Source organism: Robertmurraya mangrovi (genome assembly GCF_034427655.1).
In the GTDB taxonomy this organism is placed as follows: Bacteria; Bacillota; Bacilli; order Bacillales; family Cytobacillaceae; genus Robertmurraya_A; species Robertmurraya_A mangrovi.
The window spans coordinates 44091-64713 of record NZ_JAXOFX010000002.1 but is presented as its reverse complement, the minus strand read 5'-3'; the positions used below and the strand labels follow the sequence as shown (position 1 = coordinate 64713).

The following is a 20623-nucleotide window of genomic DNA, read 5'->3' as shown; positions in this document are numbered from 1 at the left end:
TATTATGGCTTCTAGTTTCAACTTTCTAAACTGGTAAAAATAAAAGAAAACAGTTGAGCAGGTGTTTTTATACCTACCCAGCCTGTTTCCTTGTTAGTTCTGGGCAACTACAATAGGAATATATAATACTTGCCCTTCGTATACATCTTGATTAACTTCTAAACGATTCACTCGAAGCAATTGTTGAACGCTAATATCATAACGCTCAGCTAGCGTGTCAAGAGTGTCACCATGCTGAACAATGCACATCCTTAATTTCGCAAGTTCCTCTTCTTCTTTTCTAGCAAAAAATTCAGTTAAAGATAAACCTTTTTTAGAAGATGGCTTTTTCTTCTTTTTCACTACTTCCTCTGAAGATGAAGATGATGAAGAAGATTCACTTTCCACTTCTTCTTTCTCTGAAAGAAGTGAACTAAAGCTTTCTTCCTTTTTATAGTCTTTAGGTTCAACCGGAGCACTTTCTTCTTTTCGTTGTGCCGAGAACGAAATCTCAGGACTAACCGGCTTCTTTTGCTCAACTTCTTGAACTTCAGAAACAGCTGTTACAGCTTCAGAACTAGCTCCTTCATTTACCGTTACAGTTGGAGCTTCCCAGTTTTCTTCTTTATTCAATGTATTGGTTACTTCTTCTGATTCTGGCAGTTTTCTAGCTTCTGCCTCAAAAGGAGTATATAGGTCTTCTTCTTTTTCCTCTAAAACTTCTTGCTTAACGTCGGAAACTTCCTCTTGTTGAGCAACTTCTTCTACTTCTTCTTCTACCTCTGCTACTGCAGCCGAAGAACGATAGAGCGGCTCAAGTTCAAACTCGATTTCCTGTGGCTCTTCTACTTGTTGCTCAGCCACCAGTTCCACTTCAACTGGTCTTTCTACTTCTTGCTCAAATGATTGGGTTACCTCTTGTACCTCGACTTGCTCTTCTTCAATTTCATTAGCAGGTGCATGCTGTTGGTCACCATATAATCCGCTAATGGTCAAGTCAGCTGTTAACTTCATGCAGCTGCGCTCTGGAAAAACATAGTCAAAAGATTCTACTTCCACCCCAATGTCGTATACACTTTGAATGCGGTTATTTGGGATAGTAATATCAACAGGGAAACGGTGAGTGAATTCGTATACTCCCTCTCCTCGGTCTTCAACATTTTGAATAAATTTAGGAGCAGATAATAGTTCTTCTACAGCTTCCTCGTCTTCATAACGCTTATATTCTCCCGTTAATTGTAAAGCGCCTTTAATGGTTACATATAGATCATTTTCTTGAATTTTAATATTTGGATCAAGCGAAATTGAGATTAACTCCGCTACTTCCTGTCCTTTTTGAAACCACACGGATTCCTCTAATGAAAATCTTAGGCATGACTCATTCTCTTGAGACAAAGCGATTCCTCCTTTCGTTCCTTTTCGTATAATCACTATGTCATTAACACTCTATGAAACAGATAATATTTTTATGAATAAAAACGTTTTATTTTCGGGAATGTTGAATTTCCTTTTAAATAGAGGGTTCATATCGGTAGGACAAGTTTTGTTTTAATCGTAAAAAAGCACCCATCTTTTGATGAGTGCCATACAAATTATTTAAGCTTAGAAAAAGCAATTTCAGCAGCGTGAATGGTTTTTTCGATATCTTCGTCGCTATGAACGGTTGATAGGAACATTCCTTCAAATTGTGAAGGTGGTAGGAAGATTCCTTGGTCAGCCATTTCACGATAGTATGTTGCAAAATAGTCTAGGTTTGAAGTTTTTGCTTGTTCGTAGTTTGTTACTTCTTCGTTTGTGAAGAAGAAGCCAACCATAGAACCAGCTCTCGTTAAGTAATGAGGGATGTCATATTTTTGAGCTGCTAGAGCTAGACCTTCCTCAAGTAAAGCTGCTTTACGGTCAAATTCCACATAGCTTTCAGGTGTTAATTGACTTAGCGTTTCATATCCTGCAGACATCGCTAATGGATTACCTGATAACGTTCCAGCTTGATAAATCGGACCACTTGGTGCAATTTGCTCCATAATTTCCGCTTTTCCTCCGTATGCGCCAACTGGAAGGCCTCCACCGATAACCTTTCCTAGACAAGTCAGGTCAGGTGTAATGCCATAAACACCTTGAGCACAATGGTAACCAACACGGAAACCTGTCATTACTTCATCAAAAATAAGTAGTGTGCCGTATTGTGTTGTGATTTCACGAAGACCTTCTAAGAAACCTGGTTGAGGAACAACGACACCCATGTTTCCTGCCACTGGCTCTACAATCACTCCAGCGATATCTTCTCCATATTGTTCGAAAGCATATCGTACGCTTTCTAAATCGTTATAAGGAACCGTAATTGTGTTTTGAGCGACACCCTCAGGGACACCAGGGCTATCTGGTAAACCAAGTGTAGCAACCCCTGAACCTGCTTTAATCAGCAATGAATCACCATGGCCATGGTAGCAGCCCTCAAATTTTAAGATTTTATTTCGATTCGTATATCCACGTGCTAAACGCAAGGCACTCATCGTCGCCTCTGTACCAGACGAAACCATACGAATGACTTCAATAGAAGGAACACGCTCACGAACAAGTTTCGCCATTTCGCTTTCTATTAACGAAGGGGCACCAAAGCTTGTACCAAGTTCAGCCACCTTTTTAATACTTTCAACTACTCGATCATTGGTATGACCTAAAATAAGTGGACCCCATGATAAAACATAGTCGATATATTCATTTCCGTCGATATCATAGATTTTAGACCCTTTTCCTCTTTCCATGAAAATCGGATCCATTTTAACTGATTTAAACGCACGTACCGGACTGTTTACACCGCCTGGCATTAATGTTTTTGCTTCATTAAAAGCTGCTATTGATTTATCGTAAGAGCGCATGAAAATCTCCTCCAGTTTGAATTGTCGATTCGATTATTGTTCCTTTAACCAGCGTGCTGCATCCTTAGCATGATACGTAATAATTAAATCTGCTCCAGCACGTTTCATCCCTGTAAGCATTTCCATAACGATATTTCTTTCATCAATCCAGCCGTTTTGTGCAGCTGCTTTAACCATTGAATATTCTCCACTTACATTGTATATCACAACAGGTAATTGGAAGTTATTTTTCACATCACGAACGATATCTAAGTACGGAAGGCCAGGCTTTACAATCAGGAAGTCTGCTCCTTCGAGTACATCCGATTCCGCTTCTCTAAAGGCCTCCATACGGTTTGCAGGATCCATTTGATACGTTTTACGGTCACCAAATTGAGGTGTACTTTCAGCTGCCTCTCTAAATGGACCATAGAAAGAAGAAGCATATTTAACCGCATAAGACATGATTGGTGTATCGTGGAATCCAGCCTCATCTAAACCAGCACGGATGGCAGCTACAAATCCATCCATCATGTTAGAAGGTGCGATAATATCTGCCCCAGCTCTTGCTTGGCTAACCGCTGTATCCGCTAACAATTTTAATGAAGGGTCGTTTAATACCTTACCATTTTCAATCACTCCACAGTGTCCATGGCTTGTATATTCGCATAGACACGTATCAGCAATAACAATCACTTCTGGGTAATGTTCTTTGATTAAGCGTGTTGCCTTTTGAACAATTCCATGGTCATGATAAGCTCCTTGGCCACACTCATCTTTTTCATGTGGAATACCAAATAGCAAGACTGATTTAATTCCTAACGAAACAACTTCATCCATTTCAGCTTGAAGCTTGTCTAAAGAAACTTGGAATACTCCTGGCATAGAAGAAATCTCTTTTTTATAGTCGTTTCCTTCAGCAATAAATAAAGGATAAATTAAATCTTCTAGGTGAAGGTGATTTTCGCGAACCATTGCACGCAAATTCACACTTGAACGTAGTCTGCGATGGCGAGAGAATTGATAATCCATAATAAATTCCTCCTACTGATTCTTTGTTATATATGTACAAATATCTTCTAACATATGTTTGACTGTATAGACCTCAGGCATCACATGAACACGCAATCCATGCGCTTCTAATTTTTTCTTTGTAATCGGACCAATACAGCCAATGATGCATGGCTCAATTGAATGATGTAGTTCATGTTCGTTAACCACTTCAATCAAATGGTCCACAGTAGATGGACTAGTAAAAGTAAGAATATTTAAGTCCTTCTTGACAAGTAAGTCCACTAATTTTTTTTTATTCTCTTCAGGAAAATAAGTCTCATATATGATCCGTTCATCGACTTGTACTCCATTTGCTCTTAAAGTGGTGGCTATATAATCTCTTGCCAAATTCCCCTTTGGTAAAAGAATTTTCATGCCTTTATGAACAATGGGTAAAAACTTTTCAACAAATCCTTCAGCTACGTAATCGTCAGGAATAAAATCAACATAAAGACTTTTTTGATTCAATGTCTGCTCTGTCTTTTCTCCGATAACAGCGATTTTGGGAAAATGATTACGGTCAAATTCTCCTAATAACTGAAAGAACGTTTCTACCGTAACATTGCTTGTAAAAATAATCCAGTCATATGTATGTAATGATTCAATCGTATGTTGAATCTCAGTTGTTTCTTGAACGGCTCGAAAAGCAATGAGAGGGATTTCAACCGGAATCCCTCCATACTGTTCAACTAAATTAGAAAAAGCTTTTGCTTCCTTTTTTCCCCTTGGAACTAAAACTTTCTTTCCTTGTAAAGGAAGGCATGAGCTCATTCTCCATCAAGCTCTGCTTTCACTTGGTCAATCAGATCTTTAGCGCCTTTTTCAATAAGAGCATTGGCCGCTTGAATACCAACTTGTTCAGGGTCTTGCCCTTTTACTTGTTCTTTATAGATGATTTTTCCATCAGGAGATCCAACAAGTGCCGTTAACACAATGTCAGAGTCTTCATTGATATAAGCATAGCCAGCAATTGGTACTTGGCAGCCACCCTCCATTTTATGTAAATAGGCACGTTCTGCTAAAACCGCTTGGCTTGTTTTTTGACAAGTAAATTTCTCTAGTAGCTGTAGAAGTTCTTCATCACTTCCACGACATTCAATCGATAATGCGCCTTGCCCTACAGCAGGTACACACATCTCATCATCTAGAAATTCAGTAACAACGTCCTTTGCCCAACCCATACGAGATAGACCTGCTGCCGCTAAAATAATAGCATCGTATTCACCTGATTCTAGTTTTCCCAATCTTGTATCAATATTTCCACGAATCCATTTAATCTCAAGGTCTGGCCTATGAGCTAATAATTGTGCACTACGACGAAGACTGCTTGTTCCTACAACAGAACCGGCTTCCAAGTCGTTTAAAGAAACATGATTTTTTGAAATTAAAGCGTCACGGTGGTCCTCTCTAAATGGAATGCTTCCAATCACAAGTCCTTCCGGTAAAACAGCCGGCATATCTTTCATACTATGAACAGCCATATCAATTTCTTTATCTAGCATCGCTTGCTCAATTTCTTTTACAAATAGACCTTTACCGCCAACTTTTGAAAGAGTAACGTCTAAAATTTGATCCCCTTTTGTAACTATCTCTTTTACTTCAAAATCAAAAGAAGAATCTAACTTTTTTAATTGATCAATAACCCAATTTGTTTGTGTTAATGCAAGCTTACTACGTCTAGAACCAACAATAATTTTTCTCATGAGAGCCTCCTATGTACGTTTATGAATTCCAAGAATGGAAAAATGATAATTTGCCAAATAAGAAGAAGTTAATTAAAACAATTAAGAAAGAAGCTATATTCCATAGGGCTAAGGACTTTCCGTACATTCCTTTTCCGACCTTTAAATAAAGATACATACTATAAACCAGTAACACACTAAAGGAACCGACTACTTTTGGGTCGTACCAAATCATATTAGGAAGTTTTATATAAGCCCACTGTACTCCTAATATTAACGCTAGCATTAGCATCGGCACACCAATAACATTTAAAACATATGACATGTGTTCAAGCTTTGATAAATCGGTGATTCTTAACAATCTAGTTCCCCACTTCTTCCTTTTCAGCAAATCATATTGAATTAAATATAATAAGGAGAAAACGAATGAAAGGGAGAATGCTCCATAAGAAAGGATGGCAATTGTAATATGTATTAACAATAATTCTGAAACAAGCTGTTGTGCCATCACTTCAGATTCAAATTGAACCGGAGCGAATGTATGAATGGCCATAATAATAAAGCCTAGTACATTTGTAAAAAAAACAATAAAGTCTACTCTAAGTAAGCGATTAATCCCTAATGAGAGTGTAATCAGTACCCACGCATAAAAATAGAGCCCTTCAAAAATGGTTAGCACGGGGAATCTACCTGTTTTGACCATATAAAAAAATAAAAAGGCCGTTTGTAATACCCACACAAATGCAAGTAACCAGAAGGCAAATCGGTTCGCCTTCCGGTTATGATGTAGAAAGTCAATAAAATATAAAAGTACACTAAATGCATACAAGACAACAGTCAACTCGTGAAGTCTCGTCATATAAACATCAATCATGGACTCCAACCTCGCTTATGATTGAAAAGAAGCCTGTGCTGACTGTACAGTTACATGCTTGTGATTGGCTGCTTTCGGTTCTTGTTGTTGTTTCACTAGCTCTTCAATATTAAAGATTTTCATGAACATATCTAAAGCCTGATCAGCATCAGATCTAGCAGCTAACTCTTTAGCTTGTAAAATTGGGTCCTTCAACATTTGATTAATAATACTCTTTGTATGCTTATTTAATACTTTACGGTCGCGATCTGAAAGATTCGGAAGCTTTCTCTCGATACTTTCCATTGTTTCAGCTTGAATAGCTAATGCTTTTTCACGTAGCGCTGAAATAACAGGAACAACACCCAACATATTCAGCCACTGTTTGAAATCAACAATTTCCCCTTCAATCATAAGCATAATTTTTTCAGCCGCTTTTTTACGTTCTTGAAGGTTTGCTTCAACAATTCCCTCAAGATCATCAATATCATATAAAAATACACTTTCAAGTTCCGCAAGTTTTGGGTCAAGGTCACGAGGAACCGCAATATCAACCATAAATAATGGCTTCCCTTTACGAAGCTTCTCTACTTGAACCATCATTTCTTTCGTTACAACAAACTCTTTCGCACCAGTAGAACTGATTAAAATATCTGCTTCCACTAAAGCACATTGTAGTTCTTGTAATGTTTTTGCTTCTCCTGAAAAACGCTCAGCCAAATTCTGTGCTTTTTCAAAAGTACGATTAATAACCGTTACTTTGCTTGCACCGTTACTATGAAGATTTTGTATCGCAAGCTCGCCCATTTTTCCGGCACCTAAAATAAGAACATGCTTCTTTTCTAGTGAACCGAAAATCTTCTTCGCTAACTCAACGGCTGCATAACTAACAGATACGGCATTCGCACCGATGTCTGTCTCCGAGTGAGCACGTTTTGCTAGAGTAATGGCTTGTTTAAATAATTGGTTAAACACCGTCCCAATTGTTGCGTCTTCCTGTGCTAATAAGAAGCTTGAACGCACCTGTCCTAAAATTTGTGTTTCTCCAAGAACCATGGAGTTCAGTCCACAAGAAACATTAAATAAATGATTAATAGCCCCATCTTGTTCATAGATGAAAAGATACGGAGAAAATTCGTTTTGCTCTATATTAAACCATTCTGATAAAAATTCTTTAATATAATAACGGCCAGTGTGAAGTTGATCCACAACCGCATAGATTTCAGTACGGTTACACGTTGATAAAATGACGTTTTCTAGGATGCTTTTTTTGCCGCTCAGTTTCTTCATGGCATCCCCTAACTGCGAAGGGTTAAACGTCAAACGTTCACGAATTTCGACAGGGGCAGTTTTATAATTTAGACCGACAACTAGAATATGCATATTATCATGACACCCCCAAGTTAATAGCATAATGACACTAATAAATATTATAACATGTCAGATTTTCATATTTTAATGAAAATGTGAACAGATAATGAACACATGTGATAAAATGTATAGTTGAAAAGCACGAGTAAACACTTACTGCTTTACTGTTATACTAACATGTTTTAATCTGTAAACAATTCTTAACAAAATATATACAAATATTTAACTTGTCATGAATCGACAAGTCTTCCCTTATGTACAGTACCAAAAAAAACAAAATGATTCAAGTATACCTTACTGGAAGTGATAACAAATGAAAAACCAACGCATATTCCCTGGATTTATCCTCATTGGCTTCGGCACTTATTTCTTTTTACAACAATCTAAGATTGAAATTTTCCAGCAGTTTTATACGTGGCCTACGTTACTAGCCATCGTCGGATTAGCATTTTTATTTCAAGCCTATATTGCGAAGGACTATGAAGCCATTCTACCTGGAGTCATTTTGACTGGCTTCGGCATCCATTTTCATGTGATTAAACATTTTCAAGTTTGGCCAGATCATATTGGTACCTTTATTTTAATCATTGCTTTAGGTTTTTTACTGCGCTATCAAAAAGTTGGTACGGGTTTATTCCAAGGAATTTTATTTTTAGTATTAGCAGTTTTACTACTATTTTATGACAAAGTGGTGGAATGGCTGGGGTTGTTGGAAAACGGAGTAAATATTATTTGGAGATTCTGGCCGGTAGTGCTGATTGTCATTGGTGCTTATTTATTGTTTTTTAAGAAAAAGTAATAGTAGTTAAGAGACAGGTTAAGGCAACTGTCTCTTTTTTGTGATTTTTTATCTAATTGTACCGATTTTCTATTGAAATCAAGCTTATTCTGACAGCGTTTAATTGAACTATCCTTTCTTCGTGCAGCTATATCAACGATTCTGCTGCTTAAATCATGATTCTGGAGGTTATGTCAGCGTTTTTTGATGAAATAATATTTAGTTTCTGTTAATTATGTCAGCATTTTTTTATGTTTTGCTTTGATATCATCGTGTTTGGTTCAGATATCATCGATTTCGCTTCAGATATCATCGTTTTTTACTGTTATATCATCGTTTTTCCTACATATATCATCGAATTTTCGAATATATCGTTTTTTCGACAAACACACCTCCATGCACACACTAAAAAAGGCTCAGTAACTATAGCTACTAAGCCCCCCTCTTACATATAACTTTGGATTACAGACCAAGCTTTATCTTTACCTTCTCCTGTTTCAGAAGAAAATACGATAATCGTGTCTGTCTGTACTAAATCTAATGTTTCCCTTGTAACTTTCAAATGCTTTTGCCATTTGCCTCTAGGGATTTTGTCCGCTTTTGTGGCAATGACAATACATGGAATATGATAGTGTTTTAGAAAATCGTACATCATAATATCATCTTCTGAAGGAGGATGACGTAAATCTACAATCAAGAGTACGGCTTTTAGCTGTTCTCTATTTGTTAAATATGTTTCTATCATTTTCCCCCAAGCTGCTCGCTCGGATTTAGATACTTTTGCATAGCCGTAACCGGGAACATCGACAAAATGGAGAATTTCATTAATTAGATAGAAGTTTAACGTTTGCGTTTTTCCTGGTTTAGAGGAAATTCTCGCTAACCCTCTTCGATTGAGCATCGTATTAATGAAAGAAGACTTCCCTACATTTGATCTTCCTGCTAAAGCAAACTCAGGTAAAGCCTCGCCAGGATACTGGTCGGGCTTTACCGCACTGATTACTATTTCTGAACTCGTTACCTTCATTGTTGCGCACCACCATTTATAGCATGATTGAGGACTTCATCAACATGAGAAACGAGAACAAATTTCAACTCATCTCTTACACTATCTGGTATGTCATCAATATCTTTTTCATTGTCTTTTGGAATAATAATTTTTGTTAAGCCCGCTCTATGAGCACTTAACGTTTTTTCTTTTAATCCACCGATTGGTAGAACTCGACCTCTAAGGGTAATTTCACCAGTCATTCCCACTTCTTTATGAATTGGTTTACCAGTTAATGCTGATACGAGAGCTGTCGCAATTGTGATACCAGCAGATGGACCATCCTTAGGAACGGCTCCTTCAGGTACGTGGATGTGAATATCATTTTTCTCGTGGAAGTCAGGCTCGATTCCAAGCTCAGTTGATTTAGATCGCACAAAACTAAATGCCGTTTGCGCAGATTCCTTCATCACATCTCCAAGCTTACCTGTCAAAACAAGTTTTCCTTTACCAGGTGATAAAGAAACTTCAATCTGAAGCGTATCTCCACCAACAGAAGTATATGCAAGACCAGTTGCCACTCCAACTTGATCCTCTAGTTCAGCCTGACCATAACGGAACTTAGGCTTCCCTAAAAATTCCTCTACATTTTTTTCCGTAACAATTACTTTCTTCTTCTCGCCAGAAACAATGATTTTAGCCGTTTTACGACAAATCGTTGCCAGTTGTCGTTCTAGGCTACGAACACCTGCTTCACGAGTATAATAACGAACAACCTTTTGAATCGCATCATCACGAACTTGAAGCTGTCCTTTTGATAAACCATGTGCTTGAACCTGTTTAGATAAAAGATGGTCCTTTGCAATATGAATTTTTTCAAGCTCAGTGTAGCCAGCAATTGTAATAATCTCCATACGATCTCGAAGCGGTCCAGGAATCGTACTTAAATCATTAGCTGTTGCAATAAACATAACCTTCGATAAATCATACGTTTCTTCAATATAATGATCGCTAAAGTTATGGTTTTGCTCAGGATCTAGTACTTCAAGCATTGCTGAAGATGGATCTCCACGGAAATCACTAGACATTTTATCAATCTCGTCTAAAAGGAATACAGGGTTAATGGTCCCAGCTTTTTTCATTCCTTGAATAATTCGACCAGGCATTGCCCCTACATAAGTACGTCTGTGTCCTCTAATTTCTGACTCATCACGTACTCCACCAAGAGAGATTCGAACAAAATTACGATTTAATGATGTAGCAATGGAACGTGCTAAACTTGTTTTACCTACTCCAGGAGGGCCAGCTAAACAAAGAATCGGTCCTTTAAGAGAATTCGTCATTTTCTGTACAGCTAAGTATTCAAGAACACGTTCTTTTACTTTTTCAAGACCGTAGTGATCTTCGTCTAATACTCCTTCAGCCTTTTCAATATCTAAATCGTCTTCCGTTGCATTAGTCCAAGGAAGAGAGATTAACCAATCGATATAGTTACGGATAACAGAGCTTTCAGCCGAACTAGATGGTACTTTTTCGTAACGCTCTAACTCTCGCATAGCTGTGTTTTTCACATTTTCCGGCATTCCAGCCTTTTCGATTTTCGCGGTTAATTCAGATACTTCACCTGTTTTTCCTTCTTTATCACCTAGTTCTTTTTGGATGGCCTTCATTTGTTCACGCAAATAGTATTCCTTTTGCGTTCTTTCCATCGACTTCTTTACTCGCTGGCCAATTTTTTTCTCAAGATTTAATACTTCTTTTTCGTTATTAATAATTTCAATCACTCGGTTGATTCTTTCTTTTACATCGATCGTTTCTAAGATTTCTTGCTTCTCTTTCAGCTTAAGTGGTAAGTGTGAAGCAATAATATCTGCTAACCTTCCTGGTTCCTCGATGTCTGCCACTGTTGAATACGTTTCAGCCGAGATTTTTTTCGACAGTTTTATGTATTGTTCAAAATATTCGAGCATCGTTCTCATGAAGGCTTGATCTTCTGCATCTTTTGTTTCTCTATCTTCGTAAGTAATTAAGCTTACTAAATAATGATCATCTTCATCAATAAATGAAGTAATTTCTGCTCTTTTTAAACCCTCTACTAATACACGAATCGTTCCATTAGGCAGTTTTAACATTTGCTTAACTTTTGTAAGGGTTCCGATACGGTATAAATCATCCTCACCCGGATCATCGATAGAAATGTCCTTTTGAGTGGTTAAAAAAATGATACTGTCATCTACCATTGCCTTTTCAAGGGCTTGAACTGACTTTTCACGCCCTACATCTAAATGAAGGACCATTGTAGGATATACTAGCAGTCCTCGTAGTGGCAGGAGGGGAACAATAATCTCTGATTGATTCGCCATGACTTTGCACCTCCAAATGCAAAACTTCCATTTACTTTTTGTGATTTATTAATCTTTGTACAATTCTAACTTATTTAACATAGTGTGTCTATTATCAAGAAAAGCGGAAGCGCCTTGGTCAGCCCCGACAAGCAAATGTTCTTCCATCCTAAAAGTCTGATTTTTGACTTTTAGGATGGAAGGTTATTTGACTCGAGGGACTAGGCGCTGGAGCTAGACACAAATTCATCGCACTCTTAGTATCATGTTTTGAAACCAATTTTATGTTTATTTTTAGGATTTAAAGTATCCAAAAATCCCCTTTTAAAGCAGTAAAAAACTTCGGTTAACTTTCCTTGAAACCGAAGTTTTATTACCACCTAAATACTTTCTTTTTTTCCTAGTTCAATTGAAGCGGTAATGGCATGTTCTTCTGCATAATCCTTTTTCAATGCAATTTCAAAAACTTCAGATAGGTGAGTGACAGGAATAATATTAATTCCGTCAATTTCATTTAAAATAGATTGTACGTTTTCCTGTGGGATGATGACCGTTTTCGCTCCAGCCTTCTTAGCCGCTTTTACTTTAGGATACACTCCGCCAATCGGCTTAACATTCCCGTGTATACTGATTTCACCAGTCATGGCCACTTGGTGGTCAATAGGGTGATTATAAATAGCAGAGTAAATACCAGTAGCCATCGCAATCCCCGCTGAAGGTCCATCTATCGGAACACCTCCAGGGAAGTTAACGTGAATATCATACTCATCCGCAGGAACTCCCATGGATCGTAAAACGGTTATTACATTTTCAATGGAACCCTTTGCCATACTTTTTCTACGAATTGATTTTCCTTGTCCACCGATACTCTCTTCTTCCACAATTCCAGTAATATTAATGGTACCTTTTTCTTTTGCTGGAATAACAGTAACTTCGATTTCTAATAGGGCACCTGAGTTAGGTCCATAAACAGCTAACCCATTTACTAAACCAACTTTTGAATCAGGAAGAATTTTTCTTTCCATCCGAGGAGTAAGCTGACTAGATTGAATCACCCACTCAATATCTTCGTCTTTAATAAAATCTCGATCTTCCGTAATCGCTAACCCCGCTGAGATTTGAATCATATTTACTGCTTCACGACCATTTCTTGCATAAGATGCAAGCGTCTCAACACCCGTTTCACTAATAGCTAAATTTACTTTCTTAGCTGCTTTATTCGCTACTGTTGAAATTTCTTCTTGTGTTAATTCTCTAAAGAATACTTCCATACATCTAGACCGAATTGCCGGTGGCAGTTCACTTGGTGTTCTAGTTGTTGCACCGATTAATCTAAAGTCAGCAGGTAAACCGTTTTTGAAAATATCATGAATGTGGTTAGGAATTTGGGTGTTTTCCTCACTATAATAGGCACTTTCTAAAAATACTTTTCGATCTTCTAACACCTTTAATAATTTATTCATCTGAATAGGATGTAATTCACCGATTTCATCAATAAATAATACACCACCATGGGCATTTGTTACGGCACCTTGTTTTGGTTGTGGAATCCCGGCTTGTCCCATTGCTCCTGCACCTTGGTAGATTGGATCATGCACCGAACCAATTAATGGATCTGCAATTCCTCTTTCATCAAAACGCGCAGTAGTTGCATCTAACTCAACAAATATAGATGACTTCTGAAAAGGGGATTTTGGATTTTGCTTTGCTTCCTCTAAGACCAATCTTGCTGCAGCCGTCTTACCAACACCTGGTGGTCCATAAATTATCACATGCTGCGGGTTTGGCCCACATAATGCTGCCTTCAATGATTTAATTCCGTCTTCTTGACCAACAATGTCATTGAAGCTAGAAGGGCGAACTTTTTCAGATAACGGTTCTGTCAATGAAATCGATCTCATTTTTTTCAACTGATCCATTTCTTTCTTTGATTCCCTGTCTATAGATACCTTCTGTGTCCGTTGATTTCTAAGTAAATTCCAAAAATAAAGCCCTATAATTATTCCGAAAAACAGCTGAATAAATAAGGCAATTCCTGTCCAACTCATCAGTTTTCCCTCCTGCATCTCTTTCTCGTTGTTATATGCTAGTATCTCCTTGACTGAGTTGGAATAAACAAGAATTTCAAAGAAAACTTTCCGGACAGAAAAGCGCAAGTGCCCTTGTTAGCGAAGTACACTAGTCGCTGGGTGCCCCTCGGAAAGAAAACCACTTTCCTTCGTGCGAGGTACCCATCCGCAGCCTTTTCTTGTGGAGCAAGACAGTTGTCTAACTTTAGAAAACTTATACATAAAAAGGCCAGTCTTATTCAGACTGACCTTAACGTTCATATTTAAGAAATTATGCTGATGTTTTACGCTCTTCAGCTTCTACAACTGTACCATCAGCTAATATTAACTTTGGTACACCATTATTTACTACTGTATCTTTTGTGATGATACATTTTGTAATATCCTCACGTGAAGGTAAATCAAACATTACGTCAAGCATGATTCCTTCAATGATCGAACGTAGACCACGTGCACCAGTTTTACGTTCAATTGCTTTCTTAGCAATCTCAACAAGCGCATCGTCTTCAAAGTCTAATTCTACATCATCAAGCTCTAACATTTTTTGATACTGCTTCACTAGAGCATTTTTAGGCTTTGTTAAAATTTCAATTAATGCATCTTCATCTAATGGTGCTAAGCTTGCGATAACTGGCAAACGACCAATAAACTCAGGGATTAATCCGAATCGTAATAAGTCTTCAGGAAGTACTTTTGAAAGAAGATCTTTATCTTCAATTTCTTTGTTCTTCGCATCTGAACCGAAACCGATTACTTTTTGACCTAAACGACGTTTGATGATTGGCTCAATTCCATCGAATGCCCCACCACAGATAAATAGGATATTCGTTGTATCAATCTGGATGAATTCTTGGTGTGGATGCTTACGTCCGCCTTGTGGTGGTACGCTAGCAACGGTACCTTCAAGAATTTTTAGAAGGGCTTGTTGTACACCCTCACCTGATACATCTCTTGTAATAGAAGGGTTTTCTGATTTACGAGCGATTTTATCAATCTCATCAATATAGATAATACCCTTTTCCGCTTTTTCTACGTCATAATCTGCCGCTTGAATAAGCTTAAGAAGAATGTTCTCAACATCTTCCCCAACATAACCAGCTTCTGTTAACGAAGTCGCATCTGCAATCGCAAATGGTACATTAAGAATACGAGCTAACGTTTGAGCTAGTAATGTTTTACCACTACCTGTTGGTCCAATCATGGCGATGTTACTTTTCGCAAGCTCAACATCGTCAATTTTACTATTTGAATTGATACGTTTGTAGTGGTTATAAACAGCTACCGCTAAGTTTTTCTTCGCTTGGTCTTGACCGATTACATACTCGTCTAAAATTTCACGAATTTCTTTTGGCTTTGGTACATCTTTGAACTCTACTTCTTCCTCTGTACCAAGCTCCTCTTCAACGATTTCTGTACATAACTCGATACATTCGTCACATATATATACACCTGGACCGGCAACTAATTTACGAACTTGATCTTGCGTTTTACCACAGAAAGAACATTTTAATTGCCCTTTTTCATCATTAAATTTAAACAATACCTTCACCCCTTGAAAAACTTCTGATACTAGATATTTAGCTGCGGATCTTTATGTTTATTTAATTATTTAATATTCAATTTTTAATTATTCATCAATAGTTATGTATTGCATTGTATCACATTTTCTAATTCGACTGGTAATGATAACTCTTTAATTTTCTAAAGATTTAATTACCTTTTGTATGTAGTTGTTGATCCGCAGAGAAATAGTTATGTATTAATTAAGCTTAACCATTAATAGTGAGATTAAATCGGAAGTTTTTACTAATTGCGAAATTTCATGTTGTTTTTTGTTCAGTAAAATTAAGGTAAAACCATTATTATAAAGGTTTTTCACTACTAAAAATGATAAAGAAGTTAAAGACTCCTAATATAAAAACACACTACTCTTTAAGTAGCTTAAAATTATCATATGTAAATACAAATTTATTTATGTTACGAGTGTAAGTGTAAAACAAGGCACGAATCATCGTGCCTTGTCCAAAAAGTTAAGCTACAGTTTTGCTGTTTTCAACAAGAAACTCAACTGCTTTTCTAATTTGTAGGTCACCTTTTAATCCTTCAAGGCTACCGATTGCTTGTTTAATATTATCAACAGTCATGTTATACATTTCTGCCATTTTGTTTAACTCTTCGTTTACTTCTTCTTCAGAAACTTCAAGGTTTTCTGCTTTAGCAATTGCTTCAAGCGTTAAGTTTACACGTACACGCTTAGCAGCATCTTCACTCATTTGACCACGTAAAGCATCTTCATCTTGACCTGAGAATTGGAAGTAAAGCTCAAGGTTCATCCCTTGCATTTGTAAACGTTGCTCGAATTCTTGCATCATACGGTCGATTTCAGTGTCTACCATAACTTCAGGAACATCGATTTCAGCGTTTTCAGCAGCTTTCTCAACTACTGTATCACGTACAAGGTGCTCACCTTCATGCTTTTTGCTATCTTCTAAACGAGTTTTGATTTTTTCTTTTAATGCGTCTAAAGTTTCTACTTCTTCATCCACATCTTTAGCAAACTCATCATCTAATGCAGGAAGTTCTTTCCCTTTAATTTCATGAAGTTTTACTTTGAATACAGCTGGTTTACCAGCAAGCTCAGCAGCATGGTACTCTTCAGGGAATGATACTTCTACGTCTTTTTCTTCTCCAGCAGCTAAACCAACTAATTGGTCTTCAAAACCTGGGATGAATTGACCTGAACCTAATTCAAGAGAGTAATTTTCTGCTTTTCCGCCTTCAAAAGCTTCACCATCAACGAAACCTTCGAAATCCATTACAACTGTATCACCATTTTCAGCTTTACCGTCTTCTTTAACAACAAGCTCAGCTTGACGCTCTTGAAGAGTTTTTAATTCGTTAGCAACATCTTCTTCTGTTACTTCAGTTTCAACTGCTGGTACTTCTAATCCTTTGTACTCACCAAGTTTAACTTCAGGCTTAACTGTAACAGTAGCTTTGAAGATTAGGCTCTTACCTTGTTCGATTTGCTCAACATCGATTTCAGGACGGTCAACTGGCTCGATTCCTGTTTCGATTACTGCGTTAGCATAAGCATCTGGTAATAAGATATCGATAGCATCTTGGTATAAAGATTCTACGCCAAAACGTTTTTCGAACATAGCACGAGGCATTTTTCCTTTACGGAATCCTGGTACGTTTACTTTAGTAACGACTTTTTTAAATGCAGCATCTAAACCTTGGTTTACTTTCTCTGCATCTACTTCAATTGTAAGAACCCCGCGGTTCCCTTCTAACTTTTCAAAATTTGCAGACATACTGAATTTCCCTCCAAAAATCTATTAAGTAGTAATTTGCATACTAATTTTAAATATGTAAATGACATTTTTACACATTACAACCACTACATTATAACACACGTTCTCTCTGTTTCAACCTAGAAGCTAAATAATAGGATAAGAAATTTCTTCTATTTTCGTAATAAAAGCATGGGCATTTTCTACATTTTCTTCATTAGAATCATATACTTCACATACATCCCTAGCGGTTCTCTCATACCCGTGATAGTTAACAGCAACCAAATGATAAGCTGCTGCCCAGTCCCTTGGCTCACCAGGAGATAACTCAAACGGATACATTAAAAAGAGATGTCGTTCTACTAAACTCATGATATGCTCAAGCAGCACAGGATCTTCATGTTCAAGCTGGGTATTTAACATGTTAGCTATTTCCAGTTTTTGTGGATTATCATGAATATTTGGTAATTGGGTTGGTTCTACTGTTTGCTGCCTATTGAACTTTTCAATGACCACTTCTTTATCATACTCATGTTCCATTAAAACATTAATAAGCATGGTTTTTAAGAATGGGTGCCCTTCTGACGACTTTAAATATTGTTTGATTTGATCAAGATAAGGCCTTATATTTACATTCGAAAGCTGTGCAATGGTTAACATTAACTCTCTTGGATCACCTTCAGTAAATAAATCGAGTTGTAACGGTCTACTTGCTTCAGTAAATTCATTAACTTCATCCATTACATCTACCTGACCATCCTCCACTGCTTTTCCTTCAGCCATCCTTCTGCTAAACTCAAGCATTCTTGAAAAATGTTCATATTTTTCAATAGGAACTTCTCTTTCTTCCAGAAGGACTTCAATTGTAGTGACAATCTCATCATACTCATGCAGTTGTACTAAAATCATTAAATACAGGTCAACGGCTTGAATATAGTCACCAATCCCTTCCTTCAGCATCTCTTTTGCCACTTTTTTTGCTTCTTGAAGGTATCCCGCTTCGTAATAAGATAGTACAAGCCCAATATGGATATCGGAATTTTCGTGATCTAACTTTCTAGCTTCCTCAAAGAGAGTAACTGCTTGTTTAAAGTCCTTATTTTGTAACTGTTCGAGTCCTTTTTCAAGCAACCGTTTTTCTATATCGGGAAAAAAAACAACATTACCGACCTTCTTTTTTCGTTCCCGTTTTTTCATATGTATACCGCCCTTATGCTCATTATTGACGTAAGTGTAGCATGAAGTACTTAAAAAAACAAAGAGATCCACTAGGTTCAGCCTGTGAATCTCTTGTTATTATTCACTATGACTTAAGCAAGTTGTTCGAATGCAGCTATTTTATCTTCTAACTGCAGAGTAATTTCAATTTCATCCCAACCATTCATCAACAATGTTTTCCAGTGGGTGTGAATAGGAAAATTAGCTACAAATCCACTTTCATCATTTATGGATTGCTCTTCTAAGTTCACCTCAAGGGAAAATGACTGTTCCTCTCCTTTTTTCAGCAAATATTGAATTTCACCTTCTGTTAACTGGATAGGAAGCATGCCATTTTTTAAGCAGTTTTGATAAAAAATATCAGCAAACGAAGGAGAAATAATAACTTTGAATCCATAATCTAAAAGAGCCCATGGCGCATGCTCCCTCGATGATCCGCAACCAAAGTTTTCATTCGTAATTAAAATCGTTCCACCTATATTATCTGGTCTATTAAGTTCAAATTCTCTATTTAATTCACCATTCGGAAGATATCTCCAATCGTAAAATAAAAACTGGCCAAATCCAGTCCTTTCTATCCTCTTTAAAAATTGCTTTGGAATTATTTGATCCGTATCAACGTTAGCTCTGTTAAGCACAACTGCTTTGCCCTTCAATTGCTTAAACTCTGCCATAACAACCCCTCCTTTAGCTTATACTTCTACTTTATATAATTCTCTCACATCGACAAAATGCCCATATATGGCTGCAGCTGCTGCCATAGCAGGACTAACTAAGTGAGTTCTCGCACCAGCACCTTGTCTTCCTTCAAAATTGCGATTAGAGGTAGATGCACAGTGTTCACCACTTGGAACGACATCGTTATTCATGCTTAAACACATGCTACAGCCTGATTCTCTCCATTCAAATCCTGCTTCGATAAATACTTGATCTAGGCCTTGGTCTTCTGCCAATCTTTTTACTCTTTGTGAACCAGGGACAACCATGGCTCTAACCTGTGGATGCACCTTTTTCCCTTTAACCATTTCAGCCGCGACTTGTAAATCTTCTAATCTTGAATTCGTACAAGAACCGATAAAAACATGCTGTATTTGAATATCTTTTATTTTTTGCCCTTCTTCTAATCCCATATAGGTTAATGCACGTTCAAGTGAATCTTTTTCTAGCCCTGTCTTGCAATCCAAGCTCTTAGGAATTTGGCTATCTACTTTAGCTGTCATCGACGGATTTGTTCCCCAACTGACCATTGGCGCTATATCTTTGCCATCAATTTGAATCACATGATCATAGGTGGCATCTTGGTCAGATGCCAAGTCACTCCAATTATCTTTATATTCGTCGAATTCCACTTGACTAGGCGCATACTTTCTACCTTTTAAATACTGAAAAGTAGTTTCGTCAGGACTAACGAGACCAGCTCTAGCTCCTCCTTCAATAGACATATTACAAATGGTCATCCGCTCTTCCATAGTCATATTCTTAATAACTTCTCCACCATACTCAATCACATAGCCCGTTCCAAATTGGATTCCATACTTTGATAGGATGAATAAAATGACATCTTTTGCTGTAACTCCTTTAGCTAGTTGTCCATTTATCTCAAGTTTTAACGTTTTAGGCTTACTCTGCCAAAGTGTTTGTGTGGCTAAAACATGTTCTACTTCACTCGTTCCTATTCCAAAAGCCAGTGCTCCAAAAGCTCCATGTGTGGAGGTATGACTATCTCCGCAAACAATCGTCATTCCAGGCTGAGTTAGCCCTAACTCAGGCCCAATAACATGCACAATCCCTTGATCGGGGCTATCTAATCCAGCTAAGGTAACATTAAATTCCTTGCAGTTCTTCTCTAATGTAGTAATTTGATTTAAAGCCACTGTATCTTCAATGACCTTACGATTGATGGTTGGAATATTGTGGTCCATTGTAGCAAATGTTTTATCAGGTCTACGTACTTTGCGGTTTTTCAAACGTAAACCTGAAAAAGCTTGAGGTGAGGTAACTTCATGTACTAAGTGTAGGTCAATATAAAGTAAATCTGGTTTTCCTTCTTCTCTATGTACAACATGTTTTTCCCATATCTTTTCGATAATTGATTTCCCCACTTGATATTCCCCCTTTATTCGCCTTTAAATGAAA

At 37.4% G+C, this 20623-nt stretch carries 16 protein-coding genes; 1 reads left to right on the top strand and 15 read right to left on the bottom strand.

The window, feature by feature from the left end; all coding sequences use genetic code 11:
* Positions 1–93 precede the first annotated feature (93 nt).
* The 7 genes from spoVID to hemA all read right to left on the bottom strand — a co-directional run bounded on the left by spoVID (position 94) and on the right by hemA (position 7808).
* The gene (gene spoVID, locus SM124_RS03390; RefSeq protein WP_322445333.1) at positions 94–1374 is read right to left on the bottom strand and encodes a stage VI sporulation protein D; all 1281 of its coding nucleotides are present in this window, start codon (positions 1372–1374) and stop codon (positions 94–96) included.
* Positions 1375–1571: 197 nt separating this feature from the next.
* The gene (gene hemL, locus SM124_RS03385) at positions 1572–2858 is read right to left on the bottom strand and encodes a glutamate-1-semialdehyde 2,1-aminomutase (RefSeq protein ID WP_322445332.1); all 1287 of its coding nucleotides are present in this window, start codon (positions 2856–2858) and stop codon (positions 1572–1574) included.
* A gap of 33 nt (positions 2859–2891) precedes the next feature.
* Positions 2892–3869 (bottom strand): porphobilinogen synthase, encoded by a 978-nt coding sequence (gene hemB, locus SM124_RS03380; protein ID WP_322445331.1) that lies wholly within the window; start codon positions 3867–3869, stop codon positions 2892–2894.
* A 12-nt stretch (positions 3870–3881) separates the two neighbouring features.
* The gene (locus SM124_RS03375) at positions 3882–4661 is read right to left on the bottom strand and encodes a uroporphyrinogen-III synthase (protein ID WP_322445330.1); all 780 of its coding nucleotides are present in this window, start codon (positions 4659–4661) and stop codon (positions 3882–3884) included.
* A complete protein-coding gene (hemC, locus tag SM124_RS03370; protein WP_322445329.1) occupies positions 4658–5593 on the bottom strand; it encodes a hydroxymethylbilane synthase in 936 nt (311 codons plus the stop codon). The genes SM124_RS03375 and hemC overlap by 4 nt, the downstream gene beginning before the upstream one ends.
* Positions 5594–5612: 19 nt before the next feature.
* Positions 5613–6446: a cytochrome C assembly family protein gene (locus SM124_RS03365; protein WP_322445328.1), complete on the bottom strand. Its 834-nt coding sequence runs from the start codon at positions 6444–6446 to the stop codon at positions 5613–5615.
* A 15-nt stretch (positions 6447–6461) separates the two neighbouring features.
* The gene (hemA, locus tag SM124_RS03360; RefSeq protein WP_322445327.1) at positions 6462–7808 is read right to left on the bottom strand and encodes a glutamyl-tRNA reductase; all 1347 of its coding nucleotides are present in this window, start codon (positions 7806–7808) and stop codon (positions 6462–6464) included.
* 301 nt (positions 7809–8109) lie between these two features.
* Here hemA and SM124_RS03355 point away from each other — a divergent pair, with 301 nt between their 5' ends.
* The gene (locus tag SM124_RS03355) at positions 8110–8595 is read left to right on the top strand and encodes a LiaI-LiaF-like domain-containing protein (protein ID WP_322445326.1); all 486 of its coding nucleotides are present in this window, start codon (positions 8110–8112) and stop codon (positions 8593–8595) included.
* Between the two features lie 424 nt (positions 8596–9019).
* Here the strand turns inward: SM124_RS03355 and yihA are convergent, their stop codons facing one another.
* From yihA to leuC, 8 genes are all read right to left on the bottom strand, one after another.
* Positions 9020–9601 carry a ribosome biogenesis GTP-binding protein YihA/YsxC gene (gene yihA, locus SM124_RS03350; RefSeq protein ID WP_322445325.1) on the bottom strand — a complete coding sequence of 194 codons (582 nt, stop codon included), beginning with the start codon at positions 9599–9601 and terminating at the stop codon, positions 9020–9022.
* Positions 9598–11925, bottom strand: a complete 2328-nt coding sequence (lon, locus tag SM124_RS03345) for an endopeptidase La (RefSeq protein ID WP_322445324.1) — start codon at positions 11923–11925, stop codon at positions 9598–9600. Before lon ends, yihA begins: the two co-directional genes overlap by 4 nt.
* A 359-nt stretch (positions 11926–12284) precedes the next feature.
* Positions 12285–13952 (bottom strand): ATP-dependent protease LonB, encoded by a 1668-nt coding sequence (gene lonB / locus SM124_RS03340; protein WP_322445323.1) that lies wholly within the window; start codon positions 13950–13952, stop codon positions 12285–12287.
* Positions 13953–14244: 292 nt separating this feature from the next.
* Positions 14245–15513, bottom strand: a complete 1269-nt coding sequence (gene clpX, locus SM124_RS03335; protein ID WP_322445322.1) for an ATP-dependent protease ATP-binding subunit ClpX — start codon at positions 15511–15513, stop codon at positions 14245–14247.
* Positions 15514–16003: 490 nt separating this feature from the next.
* Entirely contained in the window at positions 16004–17290 is a 1287-nt protein-coding gene (gene tig / locus SM124_RS03330; RefSeq protein WP_322445321.1) for a trigger factor, read from the bottom strand.
* Positions 17291–17416: 126 nt separating this feature from the next.
* Complete coding sequence (locus SM124_RS03325; RefSeq protein ID WP_322445320.1) at positions 17417–18466, bottom strand: tetratricopeptide repeat protein; 1050 nt, start codon at positions 18464–18466, stop codon at positions 17417–17419.
* 113 nt (positions 18467–18579) lie between these two features.
* Complete coding sequence (gene leuD, locus SM124_RS03320; RefSeq protein WP_322445319.1) at positions 18580–19161, bottom strand: 3-isopropylmalate dehydratase small subunit; 582 nt, start codon at positions 19159–19161, stop codon at positions 18580–18582.
* Positions 19162–19179: 18 nt separating this feature from the next.
* On the bottom strand, positions 19180–20589 hold the full coding sequence (leuC, locus tag SM124_RS03315) for a 3-isopropylmalate dehydratase large subunit (RefSeq protein ID WP_322445318.1): 1410 nt from the start codon (positions 20587–20589) through the stop codon (positions 19180–19182).
* Positions 20590–20623 lie beyond the last annotated feature (34 nt).